The organism is Bradyrhizobium sp. CCBAU 45389, from assembly GCF_028128625.1.
GTDB classification, from domain to species: Bacteria; Pseudomonadota; Alphaproteobacteria; order Rhizobiales; family Xanthobacteraceae; genus Bradyrhizobium; species Bradyrhizobium liaoningense_B.
In genome coordinates this window covers 40198-63404 of the sequence record NZ_LBIY01000072.1, presented here as the reverse complement: position 1 = coordinate 63404, position 23207 = coordinate 40198, and the positions used below count along the sequence as shown (strand labels likewise).

At 61.4% G+C, this 23207-nt stretch carries 19 protein-coding genes, 1 tRNA gene and 3 pseudogenes; 14 read left to right on the top strand and 9 right to left on the bottom strand.

The annotated features are described in order from the left end of the window. The first annotated feature begins 216 nt into the window (after nucleotides 1-216). Both XH79_RS08785 and XH79_RS08780 read left to right on the top strand, forming a co-directional pair. Complete coding sequence (locus XH79_RS08785; RefSeq protein WP_271581403.1) at nucleotides 217-1026, top strand: LuxR C-terminal-related transcriptional regulator; 810 nt, start codon at nucleotides 217-219, stop codon at nucleotides 1024-1026. Nucleotides 1027-2316: 1290 nt separating this feature from the next. Beyond that, nucleotides 2317-3399, top strand: coding sequence for a transglycosylase SLT domain-containing protein (locus XH79_RS08780; RefSeq protein WP_271581402.1), 1083 nt, complete (start codon nucleotides 2317-2319; stop codon nucleotides 3397-3399). Nucleotides 3400-3813: 414 nt separating this feature from the next. Here the strand turns inward: XH79_RS08780 and XH79_RS08775 are convergent, their stop codons facing one another. Then, the gene (locus XH79_RS08775; RefSeq protein ID WP_271581401.1) at nucleotides 3814-4032 is read right to left on the bottom strand and encodes a hypothetical protein; all 219 of its coding nucleotides are present in this window, start codon (nucleotides 4030-4032) and stop codon (nucleotides 3814-3816) included. Nucleotides 4033-4591: 559 nt separating this feature from the next. Between XH79_RS08775 and XH79_RS08770 the strand changes: the two genes are divergently transcribed. Next, a complete protein-coding gene (locus XH79_RS08770; protein ID WP_271581400.1) occupies nucleotides 4592-4720 on the top strand; it encodes a hypothetical protein in 129 nt (42 codons plus the stop codon). A 107-nt stretch (nucleotides 4721-4827) separates the two neighbouring features. Beyond that, nucleotides 4828-5052: a hypothetical protein gene (locus XH79_RS08765; protein ID WP_271581399.1), complete on the top strand. Its 225-nt coding sequence runs from the start codon at nucleotides 4828-4830 to the stop codon at nucleotides 5050-5052. Between the two features lie 448 nt (nucleotides 5053-5500). On the opposite strand, the gene XH79_RS08760 is transcribed toward XH79_RS08765, so the two are convergent. Then, entirely contained in the window at nucleotides 5501-8851 is a 3351-nt protein-coding gene (locus tag XH79_RS08760) for an adenylate/guanylate cyclase domain-containing protein (protein ID WP_271581398.1), read from the bottom strand. A 603-nt stretch (nucleotides 8852-9454) separates the two neighbouring features. On the opposite strand from XH79_RS08760, the gene XH79_RS08755 reads away from it, so the two are divergent. Further along, a complete protein-coding gene (locus XH79_RS08755) occupies nucleotides 9455-9904 on the top strand; it encodes a recombinase family protein (protein WP_271581397.1) in 450 nt (149 codons plus the stop codon). A gap of 77 nt (nucleotides 9905-9981) precedes the next feature. Here XH79_RS08755 and XH79_RS08750 read toward each other — a convergent pair. Further along, a pseudogene (locus XH79_RS08750) lies at nucleotides 9982-10215 on the bottom strand (hypothetical protein); the annotation flags it as partial. A gap of 386 nt (nucleotides 10216-10601) precedes the next feature. Here XH79_RS08750 and XH79_RS08745 point away from each other — a divergent pair. From XH79_RS08745 to XH79_RS08735, 3 genes are all read left to right on the top strand, one after another. Beyond that, nucleotides 10602-10871, top strand: a complete 270-nt coding sequence (locus XH79_RS08745; RefSeq protein ID WP_271581396.1) for a DUF3551 domain-containing protein — start codon at nucleotides 10602-10604, stop codon at nucleotides 10869-10871. Between the two features lie 404 nt (nucleotides 10872-11275). Next, nucleotides 11276-11473 (top strand): hypothetical protein, encoded by a 198-nt coding sequence (locus tag XH79_RS08740; protein ID WP_080648101.1) that lies wholly within the window; start codon nucleotides 11276-11278, stop codon nucleotides 11471-11473. A 538-nt stretch (nucleotides 11474-12011) separates the two neighbouring features. Beyond that, entirely contained in the window at nucleotides 12012-12200 is a 189-nt protein-coding gene (locus XH79_RS08735; RefSeq protein WP_271581395.1) for a hypothetical protein, read from the top strand. A gap of 422 nt (nucleotides 12201-12622) precedes the next feature. On the opposite strand, the gene XH79_RS08730 is transcribed toward XH79_RS08735, so the two are convergent. Together XH79_RS08730 and XH79_RS08725 are read right to left on the bottom strand one after the other, a co-directional pair. Then, on the bottom strand, nucleotides 12623-13582 hold the full coding sequence (locus XH79_RS08730; protein WP_271581394.1) for an alpha/beta fold hydrolase: 960 nt from the start codon (nucleotides 13580-13582) through the stop codon (nucleotides 12623-12625). Between the two features lie 134 nt (nucleotides 13583-13716). After that, entirely contained in the window at nucleotides 13717-14208 is a 492-nt protein-coding gene (locus tag XH79_RS08725; protein ID WP_271581393.1) for a phasin family protein, read from the bottom strand. An 807-nt stretch (nucleotides 14209-15015) separates the two neighbouring features. On the opposite strand from XH79_RS08725, the gene XH79_RS08720 reads away from it, so the two are divergent. The 5 genes and pseudogenes from XH79_RS08720 to XH79_RS08700 all read left to right on the top strand — a co-directional run bounded on the left by XH79_RS08720 (nucleotide 15016) and on the right by XH79_RS08700 (nucleotide 18073). After that, nucleotides 15016-15834 (top strand): alpha/beta fold hydrolase, encoded by an 819-nt coding sequence (locus tag XH79_RS08720; RefSeq protein ID WP_271581392.1) that lies wholly within the window; start codon nucleotides 15016-15018, stop codon nucleotides 15832-15834. Between the two features lie 247 nt (nucleotides 15835-16081). Further along, nucleotides 16082-16426 (top strand): hypothetical protein, encoded by a 345-nt coding sequence (locus tag XH79_RS08715; protein WP_271581391.1) that lies wholly within the window; start codon nucleotides 16082-16084, stop codon nucleotides 16424-16426. A gap of 262 nt (nucleotides 16427-16688) precedes the next feature. After that, nucleotides 16689-16910, top strand: a pseudogene (locus XH79_RS08710) (hypothetical protein); the annotation flags it as partial. A gap of 3 nt (nucleotides 16911-16913) precedes the next feature. Next, nucleotides 16914-17428 (top strand): annotated as a pseudogene (locus XH79_RS08705) (SOS response-associated peptidase family protein); the annotation flags it as partial. Nucleotides 17429-17635: 207 nt separating this feature from the next. Next, a complete protein-coding gene (locus XH79_RS08700) occupies nucleotides 17636-18073 on the top strand; it encodes a hypothetical protein (protein ID WP_271581390.1) in 438 nt (145 codons plus the stop codon). A gap of 421 nt (nucleotides 18074-18494) precedes the next feature. Here the strand turns inward: XH79_RS08700 and XH79_RS08695 are convergent. From XH79_RS08695 to mnmA, 4 genes are all read right to left on the bottom strand, one after another. Next, nucleotides 18495-18571: transfer RNA gene (locus tag XH79_RS08695), tRNA-Met, on the bottom strand. A gap of 267 nt (nucleotides 18572-18838) precedes the next feature. Next, on the bottom strand, nucleotides 18839-19195 hold the full coding sequence (locus XH79_RS08690) for a hypothetical protein (protein WP_271581389.1): 357 nt from the start codon (nucleotides 19193-19195) through the stop codon (nucleotides 18839-18841). 128 nt (nucleotides 19196-19323) lie between these two features. Next, nucleotides 19324-19962: a class I SAM-dependent methyltransferase gene (locus XH79_RS08685; protein WP_212345298.1), complete on the bottom strand. Its 639-nt coding sequence runs from the start codon at nucleotides 19960-19962 to the stop codon at nucleotides 19324-19326. A gap of 80 nt (nucleotides 19963-20042) precedes the next feature. Beyond that, nucleotides 20043-21224, bottom strand: a complete 1182-nt coding sequence (gene mnmA / locus XH79_RS08680; RefSeq protein ID WP_271581388.1) for a tRNA 2-thiouridine(34) synthase MnmA — start codon at nucleotides 21222-21224, stop codon at nucleotides 20043-20045. A gap of 344 nt (nucleotides 21225-21568) precedes the next feature. On the opposite strand from mnmA, the gene XH79_RS08675 reads away from it, so the two are divergent. Beyond that, nucleotides 21569-23194: a flagellar hook-length control protein FliK gene (locus XH79_RS08675; RefSeq protein ID WP_271581387.1), complete on the top strand. Its 1626-nt coding sequence runs from the start codon at nucleotides 21569-21571 to the stop codon at nucleotides 23192-23194. Nucleotides 23195-23207 lie beyond the last annotated feature (13 nt).

Below are 23207 nucleotides of genomic sequence, written 5' to 3'. Positions count from 1 at the left end.
TCATTTGATTGGAACAATCTGCCCCGTCTCACTTTATTCGTGCTGTTTGAGACGAATTTAAGTGCATTTAACTTAGGTTATTTGTGCTGCTCTAGCAACAGCTGACTGTGTCAGAGTCATTTCGACAGATAGAACTTACAGCGGCGGCAGTAATCAGCAGTAAGGCAGTAAGGAAGGCCGCGCGCATTCGTAGCTGGAAAGTTTGGTGAAAGACCGGTGACTAACCAGGTACCGAATATGTCGAGTGAGCCGATTGTTCCGACCTTTATTCTCCAGAGCGACGGTCTCTTCCGCGAGGGCCTCCGGCTCATCCTATCGAGGACTCGTTTTCGACCACAAGGATGCGAAGTAGAACTGAACGATCTTGCCGAAATCCCGTCCGACGGGCCGCTTCTGTTCATTGTCGGCGTTGGGCATAGGCACGATTCTCTCTGCAGAAGAATTCGAGCTCAGTATCCGTCCGCCCTTATTGTGGCTGTTGGCGACGAAAATAGCTCGGAGTGCTTATCTGATGCGCTCGACGACGGCGCAAATGGTGCGCTGTTCAATTCGATCACACCAAGCGGACTCGTGGGCGCGCTGCACGCGGTCGTCAGCGGGGTTCTTATCGTCGTCGACGCCCGTCTCCCGTCCCTGGATCTCCGGCCCAAGCCTGAAGTGCCAAGAACAATTTCTGTCCACGATGACTTGCAGGGTCACAATGATATCCACAATGACGCGCCTTTGCATGCTCAAAATGGAACAGATCCCGGCAAGCTGTTTTCAGCGCGGGAAGTTGCAATTCTTGCGCGGATCGTTCGGGGAGATTCTAACAAACACGTGGCGCGATTGTTCAGAATTGCCGAACCGACGGTCAAGGCGCATGTGAAGACTATCTTTCGAAAGATAGGAGCGAGCAATCGCACTCAGGCAGCGTTCTGGGCGCTTAATCACCGAATTTTCGACAGCCTGGACGGTTTGCCAAGTGATGTTTCCGACTTGCTCTCGGCGGATGGCAACAATCCTGTTCAGCGTCGCGCCTGTTGAGCCGCAACCTGAATTATACGAACGGACTGAAGCGTGGTCCGAGCGGGGATTCGAGGGAAGCAACCGCCCTCTTCCTTTCCCCTCCTGGAGACACGAGCGAAGCGCTAGAACGGAATATCCGACATTGCGGCCGTAAACGGCTGATGCCGCGTTGGTTGGCCATGTTCTCCTCTGTCGTCAGCCAGCGCAGCTGGGTCGCGGCTGGGGTCGGTATGTGCTGGCGGTCGCGGCTATCGCCGTTCTGGTGTTAGCGAAGTGGCGCTCGGGTGGCCGCTCGATCTCCAAGCGATCCGATCACCCGAGGCCTAAAGATCGTGACGTTGCGTCGTCGCCGCGGGCCAACCTGCTTAGGCGCGGTAACACCCTGATGGTTCGATGGGTTGGTCGTATCCTGAAAACCCTCGGCGCACCGAGGATGTTGAAGATCGCAGCAAAGCCGCGCCGCAAGGCTGACTTGATGCCGGCGCGGCCGTTCGGGCCCTTGCATCCCCTCACCCGAACTGTTCCGGCCCGAACTCCGACTGACCGCATGAGTCAAGAACGACAGATACGGCTAATGGTGCATCGTGAGGGCAAGCGCATCGGCTCCGGACACGCAACAGCTACCAGGACGGTTTCCGCTGATCACCGACGCCGCCCTACTGCTGCCATTTCGGAGGGTCCTCTTGTTCGATGGCTTCCGCCAGCTTCAACGAGGTCCAGCCACGCAGCTTCATCGAACTCGCTCCGGACGTTCTCGCATTCATGCGGCATTGCTCCGCTCTTTCGCAGCACATCTCAGCCGAGGGTTTGCGCCCAATAAGCGCGCTAGGCTTCATGCCGAGCGATTTTAGCTGCCCCGGGACGTGGAGAGCAGTTTCATCCTGGCGAGGTTTCATCCTGACGAGCTTTCCGCAGCACCTCATCTGAGTGGGCAATGGAGATGCCCGCCACGCGCGATCCGAGCAAAGGTGACCCCAACAGTGGCATGCATGCTGGCCAAGGCAGCCTCTGACTCTGAGCAGACTCTGAGGACGCCGATACAGGGGAGCCGCCATCGCGATGATCGGCACTGTACGGATACGGCTTGCAGCTCAACTGACGCGGCATTCGTTTACAAAGCAAAGAGACGGAAAGATCGTTCCGAAGTTGGTCAGCATCGCTTTCCAGTGCGTCTTGGCCGCAACAGCCAGTGAGAAATGCGAGCCGTCAGCCTCACGCCTTCGTTGTGGCAAATCCAAAAGATAAATCGATGCAGGATTGGACCCAGGCTGAACACGAGGATCTGTGGTTGGGTTGATTGGGGGGACCGTGGCCGCGCGGCTGGCGACATTGAAGATTTGGCAAGCAAGCTGTATTGCCGGTGCGCTGACAGCGACTTCGCTTGCCGCGATTGGTCAACTCGCGGTACCGCGACCAAGCACCGCAACGCCGAATGCAAGAGTGGCTGATGCATTCAGCGGCATCCTGCCGACCGTGACGACGGTCCTGACAAATGCCGGCGCCGCGTTTCCGGCCCCCGCCATCGAAACGAAATTCGATACAGGATTATCAGCTAATGCGATCGTTGCGGCGGGATTCAGCGCCGCGGCGCCGGACTCGGTGCCGCCGTCCAATGTAACCACTTCACAAGAGCCAATGTTGCAGGTCGCCAGCCTTGAAACAGCGTCGCCCGAGAACTCGGCAAAGCTACGGCAGGACGGTCTACCCGTTGCTTCGTCCAATCCAGCTGAAGGCAAACCGTTGTATCTCAAATACTACGTCTACTCGGAAATTCCGCCGCCGGAGAACCCCGCGAAGATCGCCTTGTCGGCGTTGAGCGACGTTCCGCTCGGAACGCCCGTCCAGGAGATCGAACGTGCAGCCGAAGCGTTCGATATCGATGTCAATTTCATGAAGGCGGTCGCCAAAATCGAATCCGATTTCAATCCCAAGCAACGCACCGGCTCCTATATCGGCCTGTTCCAGCTTAGCAAGTTTGAGTTCAGCAAATACGGATCGGGCGACATTCTCAATCCTCGCGACAACGCTATGGGTGCGGCCTACAAGTTTCTCAGCGAGGCTGCGCTATTCGAAATAATGACGCACAAGAAGCCGACCTTTTCCGACCTTTACCTGATACACCAGCAGGGCTGGGAAGGAGCTGCCCAACACATCAGCCGTCCGCAGCGGGTTGCCTGGAAGTCGATGTGCGCAACCCAGGAGGGCTCGGCGAAGGGCGCGCGATGGTGCAAGCGCGCTATCTGGGGGAACACGCTGCCTGCGGTCAAACGCGAATGGAAGTCGGTGGATAGTCTCACCTCGGGTGCGTTCGTGGCGATGTGGCGGGACCGCGTCGACACGCTCTATGCCCGCTATCCTGTGCTAACTGCGGCGGTCGAACGCGCGAGATAGTACAGTTGGTGACTTACCGCACGCACACCTCTGGGTCCACATTCGTTTCGTAAAGATGCTGTGTCGGCAATCTGGTTTCCGGCGCAAGGTAAAGTTTGCGCTCCGCTTCGAGACTGGGGGGTTGTTCGGCTCCGGCGGCCGGATCGACCCATCACCCTCGACCAGTGCCGCTCCGCGGCCCGGACCCAGGCAATCACGCCCGCTTCTGGCCCAACGCTGACGTCTGACGTAGATGTTTGGAGGTCAACTGAAGGTGGCAAAGCGGACTCGCCACCGGCCGATTTCTTCCACAACATCCCATATCCGAATGATGTCCGCTGCGCGGGCCGAAGCACACATCTCAACCCCATTGATCAATGTCCGCCCCTGATCCAGCCGAGACACAGGCGCGTGCTGCGGTCCCGCGCTTCGCGTTTAGGACCATGGCGGCTCTTCGCTCGCTCCGACTGCCTCGTGATGGATCGTGACACCCGCCGAACGCAAGCCGGTCAGCAATACAGTTCTTACAGAGGCAGGATCGAATCCGATATCCTTGGCGTTTGGTGGATGTGCCTCGCTCCCCTTCAATCGGAGCGCCAAGTGCAATTGCTCGCAAAGCTGCTGAACGACGAGATTGATCTGATCGTCAGTCATGATCTGTTGCTCCCGCTATTGGGCTGCACCAAGGTCGTGACGCCCGATCCTGAATGGCCCTCTCAGAGGATCAATGGCCCTCTCAGAGGATCCGCCAAAGCCTCATGACACGCTTCCAGAGCGGCAGGGATGCGGCGTCGTCTTGGCCCGCAGAGGTAGTTGGCGACGCTCCGTCGTCCGACTCGGTAAGCCGCTCTACCGGACCTTCCAGTTGTGGCTGTAGCGGCGCCGCATCGTCCGCTAGGGTACCGCGAAGTCGCTCCCCGATCTCTTTGCAGATCGCCCGGCGGTGCTCCGGCTCCAAATCGGGAGACGGATCATGGGCGCGGTTCGCGGCGAGGTCCACCATCGCTGCCACCGTTTCTCGATGAGCACAGCTTCCCTTCTCTACAACGCGCGACGCCGCTCGTTGCTCCCCTACGTGGCGGTCCTCTTTGTGACGTAGGCGTTGGACACCAACATCACGCAGAGGCGAGTAGAGCACCCGCCGGGGTCTAAATTCGTTGGCGGGGAGACGAATTAACTGGGACCGGTTCCCGTATCGTGCGAAAATGGAACCATGGACCTTCGCATGGTGCGCCAGCACTTAGCTGAAGCCGAGCAGCACATTGCACTCGGTGAGCGCCATATTGTCCGGCAGACCCGGATCATCGACGAGATAGCCGCGGAGATCACGACACAGACTTAGCGGTCGATTTGCTAGCTACGTATTGCCAGCTACAAGTTCGCCAACTAGCGCGTTGGGACCGCATCCTGAAAGAGTTGGAGGCAGTTGAGACTACCCCCGGTTGATAGATGGGTATCATTCATCAATTGATCCAAGACGCCGCGGTTGAGCCGGAGATGGTTAGCCGCATCACTAAAGCTTACGCGCAAACGCTCCATGCCCTTTGCGTCAAGGATCGCGACGATCCCCTTACGGAAATGGTCGCGAAGAAGATCATCAAGGTCGCGCAAAGCGGTGTGCATGACCCGGCGGAGATATCGGCTCTCGCGATCAAAGAACTCGAAGTGTGGTAACACACGCGCCCAAGCAGAGGGGCTTTCTGCTTGGCGATCTAGTTTAGCAACCTTCGTTCGTATGGATAGTTGCCCAACATCACCGGCCAAAGACTGACCTCTGTAGGGGCCCGGTGGCCGAGAGAGCGATCGCGCTCCCGCCTGCATTCGAGGGAGCAACGCAATGCTGAGAAGACTTCGTTTCAAGAATACCACTTTGGAAGAACTGCTCGTAGAGGCGGCACAGGATCTGCGGAAAGAGGCCCAAAGCATTCCGCCCAGCAGAGAGCGAATTGTTCGCCAAGCTCGACGAGCTACGGCTGCTTCTCAACTGAGAGGGTGGCTGGCCTCGCCGGGCCTGCCATCGCCGAAGTAAGAATGAGGCCGTCCCATTGGGTCATTCGCTTGCCGCGCGAACCAGACTACGGTTCTGCGCGGTTGGGACGGCTTTACAGGGATTGTCACACATCTACACGCCTAGTTCTTCCAGCAGCGTCTTGCTTTCCGTCAAGTCGGGCACGTCGAAGCCCTCATTGAACCAGCCGCAGACCGGCGCCAGAAGACAGCGTGCTTCATCGCGCTTGTCTTGTTTGTGCCAAAGCCGAGCCAAGCTCAGAGCAGAGCGGAGTTCCCAAAGCTTCGCCTTCTGCTGGCGCGCGATTATGATGGCATGGCGAAAATCGGACTCCGCGTCGGCCTCGGCACCCGGTCGAGTAGTCAGCATCAGCTCACCTCTCCGCCGCAACAGCTCCGCCTCGAACCACCGCACCCCAGACTTTTCGGTTAGTGCCAACGCCTCACTTAGCTGGTCGAGCCCATGTTCGAACCGCGCTGCTTTTGCCTCCGCTGTCGCAAGTTGGGCAAGATAGAACGGCAGAATCCATGCTGCGCCGGACGCCTGAAATCCTTCGATACCGCGTCGGAGCAACTCCACTCCAGCTTCGGTGTCGCCAGCCTCGACCAACGTCCAGCCGCGATATGCGGTGCCCATGGCGAGAAAGAAGCCAAAGCGCTGCTCCTTGGTAAGTGCGATGAGCTCTTCTGCCCGGCGGCCCACCACGGCCGCATTATCGAGAACGAAATGCAGCCGGCACGCGACACTAAGTGCAAATGCGAGGCTGATCGGGTGCAACGACTCGCGCGCCTCTGCCAAAGCATCATTGCTCTGATTGCGCGCCTGATCTGCGAAGCCAAGAAGACCACATGTCAATGACAGGAACGAAAGCATTGCCACGCGGGCGTTTTCCGCGAACAGAGCCGTCAGAGAATGCTGCTGCGCCGGATCGTAGAGAGCGAGCCCCTGCTCGAGATGAGCGCGCGCTAAGGTCAAGTGTCCGCGATGAAGCCAGCTATCGCCGACTGCCCGATGACCTGCGACCAGAATGGCCGTATCCTTCTGTCGTTTGGCGAAGTCGAGCAGGGTCTCGGCGATACGATGCGACCTGTCTGTTTGACCCCGTACGTGAAAATGCACGAACTCGCCCCAGAGCGCCTTGAGCAGGGTCGGGCTGTCGTTCAGTAGCTCGCAGAGGTAGCGGGCCCGAGCATAAGCCTTGCCTGTTTCTTCGGCCGCATGGCCCTTCACGGCGATTAGTGCCCCGCCGAGCGCGAGTTGAAGTTCCGTTTCGGCGCGCTGGCGTCCGGGGGTATCTGGCAGACGGAGAAGGAGGTCGAGCGCCTTTCTCATCTGCCCGATCGCTTCTGTCATTGCCGATCGAGCCTTGGAACGCTCACCGGCCTCCTGCCAATAGGAAACCGCCTTCTCAATCAGACCAGCATGCCCGCAGTGGTGAGCAAGGATCTCCGGTTGCTCCTGGACGCCTCTAGCGAGCCTCTCCTCGAGCACGGCCGCGATCCGCGCATGGAGTTTGCGGCGTTGGCTGCGCAACATTGTGCCGTATGCCGCATCCTGCACCAGTGCGTGTTTGAACAAGAAGTTCGCGTCGGGCGGTTCGCCACGCCCAAATACGAGCCCGGCGCTGATCAGCCGGTCGAGCGCCGCCTGCAACTCGCTGTCACGCCGCTCCGCGATCGCGGCAAGCAAATCGTACGAGAACTCGCGGCCAATGGCTGCGCCGACTTGCGCCACCTCCTTTGCTATCAGACCGATTCGGTCAAGGCGCGCCATTAACGAAGCATGCAGCGTGGCTGGCACAGCAACTCCGGGCAGCGGCGCGAAGGAAATGGCCCGCGGGATCTCCTCGGGGCTCGCTTCAAGCACCGCTTTGGTCAACTCCTCAACGAACAGCGGAACGCCATCTGTTCGCTCAGAAATTTCATTGACGATTTCGGTCGGCAGCGTGCGGGCGCCGGCTACGCTCCGGATCAACGCGGCGCCCGCGTTCTGGTCAAGCCGGTTCAGCACCAACAAGGTGAAATGCGGTTTCCCGGTCCATACCATCTGAAAGTCGGGACGGTGGGTGACAAGCACCAAGACCGGTAGGTCCGATATACGATCGACGGTCCTGCCTAGCAACTCGCGCGAGCTCGGATCAATCCATTGCACGTCCTCGAACAGGATCATGGTTGGATGTCGTCGCGCCAAAGCTTCGAGCTGTCTAATCAGGGCGGCGAAGCTTCTCTCCTTCCTTTGTTGCGGCGTTAGGGGAGACGGCAGGTAAAGGTCACCGTTCGGGATCGACAGAAGCTCGGCCAGGATCGCCGCGTCCTCGTCAGGCGGCAATGCCGGAGATAGCAGCACTCGGAGCTTGTCAAGCTTGGCCCTCGGTGTGTCCTCACGATCGAAACAAGCCGCTCGCTGAAGTTGTGCAATAAAGGGATAGAGCGCACTTTCCTGATGATGCGGCGAGCAGAAGTAGCGCAAGCAGGTGCTCGGTTCGCGTTCGATACGCTCCTGGATAGCCGCGACGAGGCGCGACTTGCCGATCCCCGCCTCGCCGGCGAGCACCACCACTTGACCGGAACCCGTCCTCGCACGCCGCCAGCTCCGCTCGAGCGAGGCTAGTTCATCGTCACGCCCAACCAGTGGGGTGAGGACTGAGGGGTGTAGCGCCTCAAAGCGACCTTCAGCCGTTCCCTCATGCAGCACCCGCCAGGCTTGCACCGGCGCGACGAAGCCCTTTAGCGTGACCAAGCCAAGTTCTTCGTAGTCAAAGAGCCCGCCGATGAGCCGCCGCGTGTCCTCAGCAATTACCACCCCATCTGGCTCGGCGAGCGCTTGCAGCCGAGCGGCGAGGTTCGGCGTCTCGCCAAGGACCGCCTGTGCCTCTGCAGCTTCGCTGCCGATAAGGTCGCCGACCATAACGAGACCCGTTGCGAGCCCCAGACGAACCCGCAGCTCGAAAGCCGGTGGGCCTCGCGACGCGCGCATGGAGGCGGCGATCTCAAGCGCGGCACGCACCGCGCGCTCGGCATCATCCTCATGCGCCAAAGGATGGCCGAACAGGATGAGCATGCCATCGCCGATGTAGCGGCTAATGGTACCACCGTACTTGCGGACGGCCGTTGCGACGCTGTCGCGATACTCAGCGATTATCTTCCCTAGATCTTCCGGATCGAGCTTTGTCGCAAGCGCCGTCGAGTCGACGAGGTCACAGAACATTACTGTCAGCTGCCGACGCTCGGCGGAAGAAGATGGCCCGGGTGACAGGCTTGAGCGCTCCGTGAGCGGTGGCACGGTGGATGTCGATGCGCGGGCCACTACCGTCGGCATGAGCTGGGCACCGCAGTCGCCGCAGAATTTCTTGCCCGACGGGTTGTCCGCCCCGCAGGCAGGGCAGCGGAAGAATAGCGGCGCGCCGCAATCGCCGCAGACCTTACTTCCCTCTTGGTTGACTCTGCCGCAACTCGGGCAATCCATGCCGCACCCGATCGACTTGCTGACCTAGATGAGTCCACGCCGGTATAAGCCAATATACAGAGCTCTTTGAAGATACTGACCATCAACTCAAAATGATCAGGATGCAAACACAGGCGGTAATCGCAGGGAAATGGGCCAATCGGGTGCCATCGTCGCCTCCCGAGTGGTTGTCTCAGAAAGCAGCACAAGCATGCTTTTCCGAGAATTTTTCCCTCCCCCTCCCCCTCCCCCTGGTCACAAGAAACCATCCGCCTACCAAAGGCGCGCTGGGGTCGTGGCCCTTCAAGGTGCCATGTCATTCGTTTGGCTCGCGGCCGACCGAGACGAACGGCTGATGGCGCTGGCCCGGTCTAACTACCGGAGGAGACGCTCGAACAGGAGCAGACAGCTTCTCGCCGGCGCATGGCGCGGGTGCGTACGACGGGCGTCCGTCGTAGCATCGAGCGCATCCTCGAGTTGGTGATGCGCTGACGGCGGCTGGAGTGCGGCTCAATCGCAGTTTCCGAAGAAAGAGGATTCCGAATTGCGTTTTCGATCGCTAGACTCGCGGTGTTTACAGATAGTCGTGCGATCATCTGTAACTCCTGAGAGGAAAAATCTTCTATGCGCCCCGCCGTTTCCTACATCCGCGTTTCAAAACCCAAGCAAGGCCGCAGCGGTCTCGGCCTGGAGGCGCAGCAGGCTGCTATCAAGGCGTTCTGCGCGCAGCATGGCTACAGCATCGAGGCCGAGTACCGCGAGGTGGAGACCGGCAAGGGTGCAGATGCTCTGGAGCGTCGCCCCGAGCTCGCAGCAGCCATGAAGTTCGTCCGCAAGCTTGGTAAGGGTGGGAAGACTGGCGCTGCCCCGATAATCATTGCAAAACTGGACCGGCTAAGCCGCGACGTTCATTCGCAGTACCGCTTACGGTATGCCCGGTCGATAGGGTGCCGCCCGCATAACCTGTGGAGCCGGTGGCCGCGCTTCCACTCGCCGCGGAGCTGTCACTGCTCGATCCACCCGCACTCTGGCCGAACGCGAGCGAAGCGCCGCCAACGAGTAAGATCAAGATAACGGCGAAGTGGTTCACAGAGCGGTCCTCTACGTGAATAACCGCTCAATAAGTTGCACGTCCGAAGGTTCCATAGGGCCAGGGCGTCGGTCTGATTGGTGTCGCGGCCAAGACATCGGACTTCGAGATAGCAATATCCAGCATTGAGCGCGTCGCCCAACGTCGGCGACGGCTGCGCGGGACCCTTGAAGCCGAGCATGCGGGGTCCATGCCTCGCAGGCAAGCCGGTCGGCTTGCTTGCGTGCTTCCGCCGCCTGCTCCGCAGCCGCCTGACCGAGCCGCCGTAAATGGTCTCACGTGATTTGGTGCCCATGCCAGCGGGCAGGATCGCCGGACCGCGCGGGGCGGGCAAGCCGCTACAGACTGCGGTGGACAACGTGCCGGGCACAAACGGAGGCCATGTAACGCCCCAGGGAGGCTCAAGAGCGCGCGGCCACGAGACCAGCACTTGATCGTTCGAGCATCTTGAACGCGCACCAGACTCCTATTCGGTTTCTGGTCCTTTGGGACCGGCCCTCCGAAAGGCCTGTTCGCGGGCGAAACATTCGCCCAGCTCATGTGCTTTATCGCCGCTATCCCTGCCTAGGAGTGCGGATGTGACATTCGAAGGGAGCGTGCGGGATTTGCGCCTGAGATCGAAACGGTGTCACCTCTTCCGCGAGGACAGTTAACGTCCTGGCCTGATTGAGGAGTGTTCCGATGCGCCCTCCAGTCCTTGCAATTCTCGTGAGCGGCGCACTCTGCGCCGCCACATCCGTGCAAGCGCAGACCTACGATCCCGCCTACCCGGTTTGCCTCCAAATCTATACAGGCGGCTTCATGGATTACTATTTCGAGTGCGCCTACACCAATATGGCCCAGTGTCAGGCCTCCGCATCGGGCCGCGCGGCATCATGCGTGGTCAATCCCTACTATGCCGGGAAAAGCGGAAAGCCCGCAGTGCGTCACAAGCGAACGCATCATCAGTGACGTCGTAATGCCGCCTGCTCCCGCTGCGCGCTGCCTGCCGCCATGTGACGCAGATCCAAATCCGTCACTGTGACGGATTTGCCCAAGATCGTGACGCGGGTCGACGACGATGCCGCGCTCGATGCGCGATGACGCGACGCGCGCCCTGGAGGGGACCGCCTCTTTCGAGCCTCAAGGTACTTTGGGGCCCGCAGCAACCGGAGGCGTACGCGCGACCGCGGCGTGTGAGGATATTTGAGCTTTTGATTTCGCGCTTTCGTTTTGTACCAACCCGCAAATGCGGTGCGCGGAGTGGCTTATGCAAGCCGTGATCTTCACGGTTGGAACGCAGAGACCGACATAAGGTTTACTTTTTGCGTATCATCGCATGCGCTGACGGACGCGCGCTGCATTGGAGGCGCCGCATGAAAGTCATCGTTGATGAAACCGGCGAGGTCATCGCCATAGCAACGGATGATCATATTCTGCTCGGGGGCCACCATCGCCTGGCGGTGGCGGGCAGCATGGGCAAAAGATTGTTCTGGCGAGATACCGGCGAACCTGTGAAGCTTGATCTCTTCTTCAAGCACCATCCGCATGGAAATTCCCGCCGTTCAGCCTGAGCCGTTCGCCCTGGTAGTCTTTGAGTGGGTGAAGAACGCGAAGCATCCGGCATATCGGCGCGTGCAGGATCAGTTCTGATTTACAGCGCTCTCGCTAGGGTCAGGCATTGGCCCTTTTTCCCGCTCAGGTATTGTGCTGAAATACCGCTCTCTAGCGCTGGGGAAGTAAGATGAGGCATGACCGGATCGTAACGGCCGCCATCATTGCGATCGGCGTCCTCAACACGGTGGTCGCGGCAACAGCGCTTCTATCCTTTTAAGCGCTTGCTCGAAATGCATGGTCCAGCCTGGCCAGCGGCTGCTGGCCGGACCTAGGCGAGGCTAGTCGTCATGCAATTTGGAACATCGTCCAGTGCGCTCGGGACACCGGCGCGCGCCGAAGCGGCCCTGACGTTGACGGTCTACAACGCATTTCGCGACAGGAAGCAGACATGAAAAAGGCACCCGCTTAGGAACGATCTACCAGGCTACCTATTGAACCTCAGTTCCGCGCGGCACGCTGGCAATGCCACGGTTAATGCCGCAAGGGTGCTCTGCAATGCACGACATGCAAGCCCACCTAAAACAACTCCTCACCGAAGCGGAGGACTGCGCGCTTATCAGCCGACGCCACGCAACCGACAGCGCGAAGAAGGAACTATTTGCTGATCTCTCCGCGAACCTATTGGCGCTCGCGACCAAGGTGGAAATCGCTATCGAAGAGCGTCTGTACGGGCCTAACAGGTAGTGTGCATCGACGACCTCTTTCCCACGCGTCTACAACGCATTTCGCGACAGGCCCGAGCAGACATGAAAAAGGCGCCCCGCTCCGGTGCAAACCAGTACGGGGCGCACCCTACTCAACCGTCACGTCGCCACAAGAGAACCCACTTGCGTACGACCGCCCGGCCCGGCTCATCCGGAATAGTCGCCTCCAAGTTAACATGCCGACCAACGATTGCTGCTAGTCGAAGCTGATCCCGTCGCCAACCGAAGATGATCCCTACAAGGACGAAGCCTACCGGCTGTGGGCGATCAAGCAGCAGGGCAATAGCCTGATCTAGTTGGCCGGAGCGCTTGATGTCCGCTCCCCGGTAGTAGCGCAAAAGCAGACATGCCGGGAGGTCGGAGAAGGGCCACTTCCGGACGCCCGCAATGCAACAAGAAAGCCTATGCGGTCCTCACTGGTGCGGTGGGCGCCAGCGCCGCCACGGCATCCGCTATTCCCGCCGCATCTGCATAGGTAACCATGTGACCGGCATCCTCGACCAGATGAAGCAGGGAGCGGGGCAACACGGCGTGGAGGCGGCGCGACTGGTCGGCCTCGATGAGCCGGTCAGCCTTTCCATGCACGATCCTAACTGGACACCGGATACCCCGATATTGAAGCCGCAGCTGTGCAGCAGCTGGAATAAGGAACGCACTCTCCTCGGCGGCCGCCCTCAACTGCTTGGGTCGGAGAGCCAACGAGATCGGAAATTCGTTCTTGAATTCCGGCGGGATGGCGTGCGGCGCGAACAAGGTGCGCATCAGCTTCGGCATAATGGCCCACGATATGATCGGCGAGATAGTGTAGCGCATCAGATCGCCGAGCAGCGGCAGTGCCGGAGCTGACATGAGCCAAAAGTCCGTCCGAGCGGTTGGAAAATAGTAGCCGGACACAAGCACCAGCCCACTCACGACATAGCCGCTTCGTAGCGCCAGCGCGATCGCCACCAGCGTTCCCCAGGAGTGGCCAAGCACCACGGGGTCGCGCACCCCAAGCTGATCAAGAGCCTTCGCGAACAAGGCAGCTTGCCTTGTGGCCGTCCAGATGCGTTTGCGCGGACGGTGGCTGTAGCCAAACCCTGGACGGTCGAAGCAAACGACGCGATAGTTCTGGGCCAGGCGGTCGACCAAACCGCTTAGGACGAGATCCTGAACCATGGTGCCATTCCCATGAAACAGGACCACGCAAGGTGCGGCGGCATCGCCTCGTTCGATATGGTGAAGGCGGACGCCGTCGCAATCGGTAAAGACGCCGATCGGGGGATTGTTTCGCTCCGCTGCCACCTGAAACGCGATGTTGGCGAGGATCAGAACGACAAGTCCGGCCAAAACGATCAGCAGCACGGTTTCAGTTGTGGACATGGTGTCAACCTATTCGCCGATGGCAGGCACTGATTCCGCTCCCTCGTTGTGAGCCGCGCTCCCCAGCTGACAGCAACCAACCGTGATCGGCGCGTGCGTGATCCGAGTTTGCGTCCATCCTTTGCCGCCAGTTATCATCCCGGCAGAGCCGTGAGCTCTCGGGGCGGATTGATGCGCCAGAACGGATATGCCGCCAGTTCTTTCGAATGCTGCCCGAACATATCGAACCGCCTGTTTGTAAACTCCGTAATGACGCCGAAAAATTCAGTTGGTGACCTAATCGACGCAAGTTTGAGGCCGAATTCAAAAGCTAATTGCGCGTTGGCCCCGGCAATCTCAAGAAGCTTCGCTTGATACGCCTGCATGTTTGCGGTCGCTAAAGCAAAGCCTTTCATTGGATCGCTACCCGTCATTCTCTGACTGAGGTCATCGGGTAAGGCATCCACCCGAGGCTCTTTAGGATCATCATGAAGCCCAAGAGGCGGCTCAGTCGGGACTGCCGCAACAGAGCGAAGTAAATCCTCTTTCTGGCTTCGAACAATGGCCTGCTTGTTCCGTTGCGCCCGAGCGGCCAATTTCGGATTGCGGGCGCGCTTCAGCGCTGTTGCCGGTTTGCGTTTGCTCATCTGACGCTCCAAGAAAATGGGGATTTCATTTCTGAAGGTCAACAGGCATTGTGATGAGGCGTTCCAAACCCGTGGATTGTTGGAGCTCCGCATAAACCGAGATCAATCGCGCGTTCTGCGATGTCGAGATGATTTTAGGTAGCAACTCCAACCAACAAACGTCTGGCTAGCGATCTTCCAGATCTATGCTCAACGGCGTCAGTTTGAGAGCAATCAGCCCTCCGCGCGTTGAGTCTCCAAACGCCGTTCTATCGCCGACGTTCTCATCACGGACGTCAAGCTGTCGGAGGCATCGACGGATGGCTGATCGCCGAACGATTGCGGAGACCTGAACCGCGTCGTTTTAAGCAGTGGCGTGCTGCCTGTGATTGGCAGCTCAGGCTCAAAATCCGAAGAACTCGCTTTGAGCACAATTCGTCTACTGCGCTGCCGGAAGCGGACCTCACATCCAGGTTCGTGGCAACGCCGCATAGCCGGTGGGTTCTCCCGATCCGTCATGCCGCCTCCCTCGATCATCGACTACAGGCCCTAAGCCAGTATCGCGAGCGTGACCAAGACGACCACCGCCGCGATGAAGATCACCGTCTCGGTTCTCGACATGCGCCACATCGCGCACCGCCATTGTGTGCGAGGTGGCAGGGTGATTTTGGAAGATTGCAAATATCCTCGCACCGAGGGATCGCGCGGTCCCCGCGAGGTCCCGGCCTCCACAGGACCCTGACGGCGGATTGCGGGTGAAATCTGGGTGGTTCATACCCGCTCGTGGTATGGTCCTCGGTACAGACACCTCCACTGCGGAGGGCAGCCATGGTCGAATGTTCTGACAGACGGATCGACTACCGCGAGCGAGGATCGGGGCCGACCATTCTTTTCGTGCCCGGCTCATGGAGTACGGGAGCGCTGTGGCGTGGCGTGATCGCTCTGTTAGGAGATAGCTTTCTTGCGGTGACAATGAGCCTGCTCGGTTATGGCGACACCATAGAGCGCCGCACCCCGGACGACATTTCTATCGAACGGGAGATCGACATCGTCGAGACCGTCATCCAGCGCACCAACAGTGCTGTCCACCTCGTTGGGCATTCGTGGGGTGCCACGGTATGCTTGGCGACAGCCCTCCGTGACCAGACCAAGGTCGCAAGCATGACCTTGATCGAGGCAACCCCATTCAATCTGCTTCGCCACTCCGGCGATCTCGCGCTGTACGAGCAAGTGCGCGCGGTGGCCGACGCTTATGTCCGCGCGTGTGACGACGGAAAGCTGCTGGCTGCGCGAAGCATCATCGACTTCTACGGCGGCGACGGCAGCTTTGACGCCCTTCCAGCCCGGACCCGGGACTACATTGTTGCCACCATGCCGACGAACCTTCTCGACTGGTCGTCGGCGTGGAGGTTCGATGTGCCGCTTGCAGCCTATGCGAACATCACTGCGTCAAGCCTCTTCGTGCGAGGCGAGCGCGGTCATCCAGTCGTTCGGCGCGTCGCCCAGGTGCTGACTAACGCAGTCTCCAGATCGTCGCTGGTGACCGTTCCCGGCGGCAGCCATTTCATGATTGCGACCCATGCGTCGGATGTCGCGAGCCTCATCCGTGCGCACGTTGCATCCGTTGAGACACGCTGCACTGGCTAGCGACCGATCCGCACGGCATCGGCTTCACCTAGACATCCCAATTATCGGAGAGCGGCGGCGCGTCAGGCAATCGGCATCATGGCGCGAGTGTGCCAGGAAGGCTGCACAGCGCGCCGGGAGCGCCGGGCTTCGGGGTGAAAGGATTTCTTCACCTTGATCTCCAAAACACACGAACCGGCCATAGCCGGGACGGGTTCGCGTTGAAGAATGAGACAGTCGCTGCTGGGGGCCAACCGGAGACAATCCGATGCACACTCGGACACTTGCTGCAGCGCTCGTGGGAGCAACTCTGTTCGGCCTTACCGCCGCGCACGCCGCGCCGAAGCCCAGGGCGAACCAAGCGGGCGCAGTCACCGTCACAGTGACGAACTCGCGCAAAGCGGATCTAGTCCAGCTGGAGGCGACCAAGTCTGGCTCTGCAGACTGGAAGGAAGTACTCGGCCCGCTGAAACCCGGCAAGCAAGCGTCGGCTAAACTGCCGCCGGCCAGCGATTGCCGCTTCGATCTGCGCGGGACGTTCGACGACGGCCAATCGGCGGATGCTTCCGGCATCAACGTCTGCGCCGATAAGACGCTCAACCTGACCGATTGACATAGGCTCTCTTCTCGCCCTCCGCACTAGCAGCACGACGCGGGCAGACGGTAGGCGCAAGGCTACAGGAGGGCCGCACAGCGCAACCGGCCGACAGGGGACGGAGCGACCCGCGCCAGCACCATGTGAAACTAGGGCCTATTAGGGCCCAGCAGGTTCGGACGGACCTCTCGCCCGTCCGGCAGCAACAGAAATATTCCTTTATCTTCAAGTGCTTCCGGCAATTTCAACAGGCCGAAAAAACTGCTGGCGGAAAGGACCACAGGCCGTGAACGGAGGCTTCCCCTGGCTGGAGATCAGGTGCGCGCGCTGCAAGACGCCGAGCGACGTGGACCTCGCGGCGATGAAGCACACGCCGACCACCTTCGTGCACGATCTCGCCAGCCGGCTGCGCTGCCGCAAATGCGCCAAGGCGGGCCGGCGTCCATCCGCGACTCTGCTACAGTTGACGTGGCAACCGCGCCATCCTCGAACCGAATCCTGACCGATGTGCAATCTTTATTCGATCACGACAAACCAAGCTGCCATTAGTGCGCTGTCCGTGTCGTGAACCGATACGTTGGCAATCTGGCGCCGATGCCCGGGGTGTTTCCCGACTACAAGGCACCGATCGTGCGCAACGGAATCGAGGGCCGCGAACTCGCTACGGCGCGGTGGGGAATGCCCTCGTCGTCAAAAGCGCTGATGGACGCCACGAAGAAACGAGCCGAGAAGCTACAGGCCAAAGGCAAGGCAGTGGATTTCAAGGAATTGCTCAGAATGGAGCCGGACGGCGGCACGACAAACATCCGCAACGTGACGAGCAAGCACTGGACTCGCTGGCTCGGCGTCGAAAACCGCTGTGTGGTGCCGTTCAACTCGTTCAGCGAATTCAACAAGGCCGAAGGCGGCGACATCTGGTTCGCGCTCGATGAGACCCGGCCACTCGCCTGCTTCGCCGGCATCTGGACCAACTGGACGTCGGTCCGGGCGGTCAAGGAAGGTGAGACGACCAACGACCTCTAAGCGCGCTAGACAACGTTTGCGGCGATCGCGCGCCAAGCGCCACCACACGACAGTGATCAAAAAGACGTAAGTATTCTCGCCGGCCCACTCGCAAAAAGAATATGCGCGCCTTTGCGGGCTCCAAACAAATCGCATCAGTTCTTAGGCCCGGCAGTCGAGAATACCGCGGTCAATTCCGGCCACTTCGCTGAATTTACTCTTAAGATGGCCAACCAGTCCCGGCCCTTTGACGAGCGCGAATTTCAGGTCTCGTTCCAGGGCGAGGCGAAGATACAGACGGTCTTCTTCAACGATCAGGCAACCAATCAGGCCAACGCCAATTCGATCACAAGCTTTTTGGATCGGCTTGGGCCGGCGGCCGAGCCTCCAAAGCAGGCGGAGCTTAAATCCACCGATGCGCGTCGGGCATGGAAAGGCGTGGCCGGTGCGGAAGTAGCAAATCTCTTGGCATCACTCCTGTTTCCGGACGAGGCGCGGGACGTGAATGCCGGCCGACTGAGTTCGTATATTCGCGAGCAACTGGGCGCGGGGGAGTTAGTCTGCCATGACGCCAGCAAATCCCCAGCGCGTTCGCCGCTGTTCACCAGCGTCTTATTCAACCATTATTCAACGTACGCGGCTGAAGGCTACCTAAGTTCCTGAAATTGCTGGCGCTCCCTAGGGGAATCGAACCCCTGTTTCAGCCTTGAGAGGGCTGAGCAGCAGAAGCGAGTTCGCGGCCGACATTGTCGTCAGTTTCAAGACCGTGTCCTCGTTGCAGCGCGGAGCACGCGATCCGGGCTTGATCCATCAAGGATTAGATTGCTGGCTAGGGCTTTCGTCAGAATGCGGGGCTCGTTCCACTTGATGCGTGCCGGCGCGGAGGATCGAGGGGCCTGCCGGTTCAAGCGAATGAGAAAAACAGCAACGACGACGGCCTTCGAAAGATTACCTATGAAGGATTTAGCTACGAGCGCTCAAGGACTAGATTGCCGTTCGCATGCGACGCGGCGCTACAGATGCGCTACGGATCGAGATTCGTGCCGACGTGAATCGCCTAATCTATTGATGTTGTAGGGTTTTCTGGTAGCGGGGGAGGGACTCGAACCCCCGACCCCAGGATTATGATTCCCGTGCTCTAACCAGCTGAGCTACCCCGCCACAGGGTCGCGAACGGCGGAACGGCCGATCTCGCGAACGCGCGGCATATAAGGAAGGGGGCGGCGGGAAGTCAATCCGCCTTCGCAAAAAGCTTCGGCGGGACAAGGCCGCTCAGGGCTGATTTCGCATCAGAATCTGCGATTTTTTGGCGGCAGTTTCGCGATTTTCGCGCACCAGACTCGCGGAGAGCCCCCCTCACCCGGAATCCGCGCTTTGCGCGGATTCCGGCCTCTCCCCGCACGCGGGGAGAGGCGAAGGAGAAACCGGCTATTTCGGCCTCACATTCGGGTCGCCGCCGGGGCTGCCGGGGGGCGGGATGACGGGGGTCTTGCCGCCGGTTTCGGGGGCCGGGGCGTGCATGTCGGGGTCGACGCCGGCGGGCGGGCAGAGCACGCCGTCGGATTTGGCGAGCTTGTCACCGAGCGGTTCCCGGGCCTGGCCGGTGGTGGTGCCATCGGGCGAGCGGTTCGGGCGGTCCTGCGGGGTGCAATTGGTCGCATGTTGCGGGGATGGCGGCGCGGTCTGTTGCGGCGGCGTCGCCGGGGCGGGCGGGGCCTGCGCGATCGCAGCTCCGGAGGCGGCGATCAGGAGGCTTGCCAGGATGATGTTTGATGTCGTGCGCATGGGAGGAAAACGCGCCGGACTCGGCGCGTGTTCCGATTAAAGCGCGAGGAACTCGCGCTTTAACCTTTGTCTTTTGAGCATGATCTTGTCGGAAAACCGCTTCACACTTTTCCGGATCATGCTTCCGATCACGATTTGCGGTAGCGGATCAGCGAGAAATGGCCCATCGGCGGCATCGGCCGGCGCTCGGTGAGCGTGACGCCGCCGTGCCTCGTGGCCCAGTTGACGAGGCGGGCCCACGGGAATTCCGGGCGCCAGCCGAGACGGCGGGCGACGGGGGCGAAGGCGAGTTCGGAGATCCTTCGAAGACCCTTTTCCGCGCCGATGTGGTTGACGAGGATCAGCTCGCCGCCCGGCTTGAGCACGCGGACGAACTCGTCGAGCGTTCCTTCCGGATCGGGCACGGCGGTGATGACATATTGCGCGACCACCGCGTCGAAGGCGTTGTCGGGGAAGGCGAGGTTCTTCGCGTCCATCACCGAGAGCACTTCGACATTGGAAAGCCGCAGCGCGCGCACGCGCGCCTGCGCCTTGCGCAGCATCGGCTCGGAAATGTCGACGCCGCAGATCTTTGTGGTGCGCGCGTAATCCGACAGCGACAGGCCGGTGCCGACGCCGACGTCGAGGATGCGGCCGCCGATGCGGTCGGCTTCCGCGATGGTCGACTGCCGGCCGGCGTCAAAGACCTTGCCGAACACGAGATCGTAGACCGGCGCCCAGCGGCCATAGGCCTTCTCGACCCCCGCCCGCGAGATGTCTGCTGCCATGCCCCCTGCCCTTAACTTCACCTCTCCCCAACAGGAGAGGTGAACCCAGCCCAATGAGTTGCGCTTGATGTCGTCATCCGTCAGCCGCGCACGGCCTCCGCGAGCGGGCGCGATGTGGCCGCGTCAAGCTTCGCCGCGGCGCTCTGAATAAAACCGCCGCCGAGCACGCGGGCCTGGCCCGACGGTGCGTCGTAGAACACGCAGGCCTGGCCGGGCGAGACGCCTTCTTCGCCGGCGACGAGCTCGACCTCGTAATGGCCGCCGGCGCCGCGCAGCCAGGCCGGCTGCGGCGAGCGGGTCGAGCGCACGCGCACGAACATCTCCAGGCCGCTTCCGATCGCGCTGTCGATATCGCCGCCGCCGATCCAGTTGACGTCGCGCAAGGAGATGCGGTGCATCTTCAGCGCGTCGCGCGGGCCGACGACGACGCGGCGGTGCGCTGCATCCAGCCGCACCACGAACAGCGGCGAGCCCGAGGCGATGCCGAGGCCGCGGCGCTGGCCGACGGTGAAATTGGCGATGCCGTGATGCTGGCCGAGCACGCGGCCGTCGAGATCGACGATGTCGCCGGGGTCCATCGCGTTCGGACGCAGGCGCGTGATGATGTCGGTGTAGCGGCCCGTCGGCACGAAGCAGATGTCCTGGCTGTCGTGCTTGTCGGCGACGGACAGGCCGAAGCGGCGGGCGAGCTCGCGCGTCTCGGGCTTGGTCATGTCGCCGAGCGGGAAGCGCAGGAAGTCGAGCTGCTCCTGCGTGGTCGCGAACAGGAAATAGCTCTGGTCGCGATCGGCGTCGGCCGCACAGACCAGCGCGCGTGAACCGTCATCGCGCCGGCGCGAGGCGACGTAATGGCCGGTGGCGAGCGCCTGCGCGCCGAGCTCGCGGGCGGTCTTCAAGAGGTCGCGGAATTTGACGCTGCGGTTGCACTCGATGCAGGGCACCGGCGTCTCGCCGAGCGCGTAGCTGTCGGCGAAATTGTCGATGACGGACTCGCGAAAGCGGTCCTCGTAGTCGAGCACGTAATGGGGAATGCCGAGCTTGGCGGCGACGTCGCGGGCGTCGTGGATGTCCTGGCCGGCGCAGCAGGCGCCCTTGCGATGGGTGGCCGCGCCATGGTCGTAGAGCTGCAGCGTGATGCCGACGACGTCGTAGCCCTCAGCCTTCAGCAGCGCAGCCGTCGTCGAGGAATCGACGCCGCCCGACATGGCGACAACGACCCTGGTGTCCTCAGGACGGCCTTCGAGATCCAGACTGTTGAGCATGGGTTCTTGAGCTGTGACGGCGGTTCGGCGATCCGCGATTTGCTTCTGGCCGGGACATGAACGGTCCCGGGGGAACTTCGGTTCCCGCGGTGGCGCGACTTGCCCGGTCGAAAGCGGCTGAGAGCTGCCTCTTTAATATAGGCCGCATTCCGGTGAAGCAATCACGCCGGCCGCCTGCTTAGGGCAATTCTTGCCGGGGAGGCAGAAATGGCGGGGCTCTTGCGCCCCTCGCGGCGGGGTGACAAATCTGCCAATATGTTGATTTAACTTGATAAAATCGCCGTTCAGGAGGCTGGCCCGCTCCTTGCTACCCCTATCCCGAAGATGTTTCCAAGGGGTCGCCTGTGGTCGGTGTTTCGTCAGATCTAGCTGCCAGCGTCCAGGTTTCGAGCGCCCAGCAGAAGCCTGCGCGCTCGCAAAGCACGAAGGACACGTCGGCGAGCGACTCCTTCGGCTCGCTGGTCGACAGCAACACCCAGGCGATCAGCAACAACGCGCCGGCCCAGGATACCGCGCCGCGCCGGACCGATTCCGCCTCGTCGTCATCCGCCTCCGACCGCAGCTCGCGCGACACCTCCTCCACGGACTCCCCCGCGCAGAGCAAGGCCAGCGACGACACCGACACGCCCGGCCCCACCAAGAGCGAGGCCAGCGACGATCCGGCCAAGGATCCGACCAAGGATTCGGTCAAGACGGGCAAGGCCAAGGACAAGGACAAGTCCGAGACGTCAGACGCCAAATCGGCGGACAAGTCGGACGAGACCAAAGGTGACAAGACCACCGACGGCCTCGCCGCCGCCGTCGATGCCGCAACCGCCGCGCAAGTCGATGCGACGCAAACCGCCGTGCCCGATCCCAACGCGATCGTCGTCGCCGCGCCCGTCGTGCCGGTCGATCCGAATGCGGCCGCGGGCCAGGCCGGCGATGCCGCCACTTCGCCGCTGACGATCGCCGCCGCCGGCATCGCCGCCAGCGCCTCCACCGCGGCGCAGATCGCGGGCACCAAGACCGATACCGCGACGCCCGGCGACAAGAGCGCCAAGACGGCCGGCGCGAAAGTCGAAGCCGACACCTCGGCGACGCTGGCCGATGCCGCGACCGGCGCGACCGACGGCACCGCGACCGATGCCAAGACCAATGGCGGGCTGATCGCCGCCGTCGACCAGGGCACGCCAAAGACCTCGTTCAAGGCCGCCGCCACCGCGCAAGGACAGACCGACATCTCCAATATCGGCCAGGACGCGGGCAAGGCGAACGCCGCCACGCCGCAGGCGCCGGCGACCAACGCCGCCGCGCATACGCAAGCCGCCAAGCCGCAGGCAGATGGCAGCGCGTCCGACGCGAAGCCAAGTGCCGCGGACCGTGCGCCCGACGCGATCCCTGCGGCAACGGCCGCCCACGCCCATGCCAATGCGCAGGCCGCTTTCAACGCGACCGACAGCAGCGCGCAGGCCGCCGCCGTGCAGGCGCCGCTGACCACGACCACCTCGACGGCGACCGCCTCGACCGCAACGCTGACCGCAACCGCGGCCACTTCCGCGGCGGTGCCGATCAACGCCGTGCCGATCGAGATCGCGGCGGCCGCACGCGCGGGCAAGACGCGCTTCGACATCAGCCTCGACCCGGTCGATCTCGGCCGCATCGACGTCCGCATCAATGTCGACCGCAACGGCCAGGTCACCTCGCATCTCACCGTCGAGAAGCCGGAGACGCTGCAGATGCTGCGGCAGGACGCGCCGCAATTGCAGCGCGCGCTCGACGATGCCGGCCTCAAGACCGGCAGCAACGGGCTGTCCTTCAGCCTGCGCGACCAGAACTCGTCGGGCCAGAACTCCGGCCAGAACAACGACAATGGCGGCAATGCCCGCCGGCTGATCGTCAGCGAGGACGACAGCGTTCCCGCGGTGCCCGCGGGGCGCGGCTACGGCCGCATGCTCGGATCGAGCAGCGGCGTCGACATCAGAGTGTGAGGAGTATTCGCTT

What these genes read in the sequence shown, in the direction of transcription:
- XH79_RS08765 (WP_271581399.1), top strand. Translation starts at nt 4,828, where the DNA reads ATGGGTATCATTCATCAATTGATCCAAGACGCCGCGGTTGAGCCGGAG.
- XH79_RS08690 (WP_271581389.1), bottom strand. Translation starts at nt 19,195, where the DNA reads ATGCGCACGACATCAAACATCATCCTGGCAAGCCTCCTGATCGCCGCC.
- XH79_RS08730 (WP_271581394.1), bottom strand. Translation starts at nt 13,582, where the DNA reads ATGTCCACAACTGAAACCGTGCTGCTGATCGTTTTGGCCGGACTTGTC.
- XH79_RS08685 (WP_212345298.1), bottom strand. Translation starts at nt 19,962, where the DNA reads ATGGCAGCAGACATCTCGCGGGCGGGGGTCGAGAAGGCCTATGGCCGC.
- XH79_RS08755 (WP_271581397.1), top strand. Translation starts at nt 9,455, where the DNA reads ATGCGCCCCGCCGTTTCCTACATCCGCGTTTCAAAACCCAAGCAAGGC.
- XH79_RS08745 (WP_271581396.1), top strand. Translation starts at nt 10,602, where the DNA reads ATGCGCCCTCCAGTCCTTGCAATTCTCGTGAGCGGCGCACTCTGCGCC.
- XH79_RS08740 (WP_080648101.1), top strand. Translation starts at nt 11,276, where the DNA reads ATGAAAGTCATCGTTGATGAAACCGGCGAGGTCATCGCCATAGCAACG.
- mnmA (WP_271581388.1), bottom strand. Translation starts at nt 21,224, where the DNA reads ATGCTCAACAGTCTGGATCTCGAAGGCCGTCCTGAGGACACCAGGGTC.
- XH79_RS08715 (WP_271581391.1), top strand. Translation starts at nt 16,082, where the DNA reads ATGCACACTCGGACACTTGCTGCAGCGCTCGTGGGAGCAACTCTGTTC.
- XH79_RS08700 (WP_271581390.1), top strand. Translation starts at nt 17,636, where the DNA reads ATGGCCAACCAGTCCCGGCCCTTTGACGAGCGCGAATTTCAGGTCTCG.
- XH79_RS08760 (WP_271581398.1), bottom strand. Translation starts at nt 8,851, where the DNA reads ATGGATTGCCCGAGTTGCGGCAGAGTCAACCAAGAGGGAAGTAAGGTC.
- XH79_RS08735 (WP_271581395.1), top strand. Translation starts at nt 12,012, where the DNA reads ATGCACGACATGCAAGCCCACCTAAAACAACTCCTCACCGAAGCGGAG.
- XH79_RS08770 (WP_271581400.1), top strand. Translation starts at nt 4,592, where the DNA reads ATGGACCTTCGCATGGTGCGCCAGCACTTAGCTGAAGCCGAGCAGCAC.
- XH79_RS08775 (WP_271581401.1), bottom strand. Translation starts at nt 4,032, where the DNA reads ATGACTGACGATCAGATCAATCTCGTCGTTCAGCAGCTTTGCGAGCAA.
- XH79_RS08720 (WP_271581392.1), top strand. Translation starts at nt 15,016, where the DNA reads ATGGTCGAATGTTCTGACAGACGGATCGACTACCGCGAGCGAGGATCG.
- XH79_RS08725 (WP_271581393.1), bottom strand. Translation starts at nt 14,208, where the DNA reads ATGAGCAAACGCAAACCGGCAACAGCGCTGAAGCGCGCCCGCAATCCG.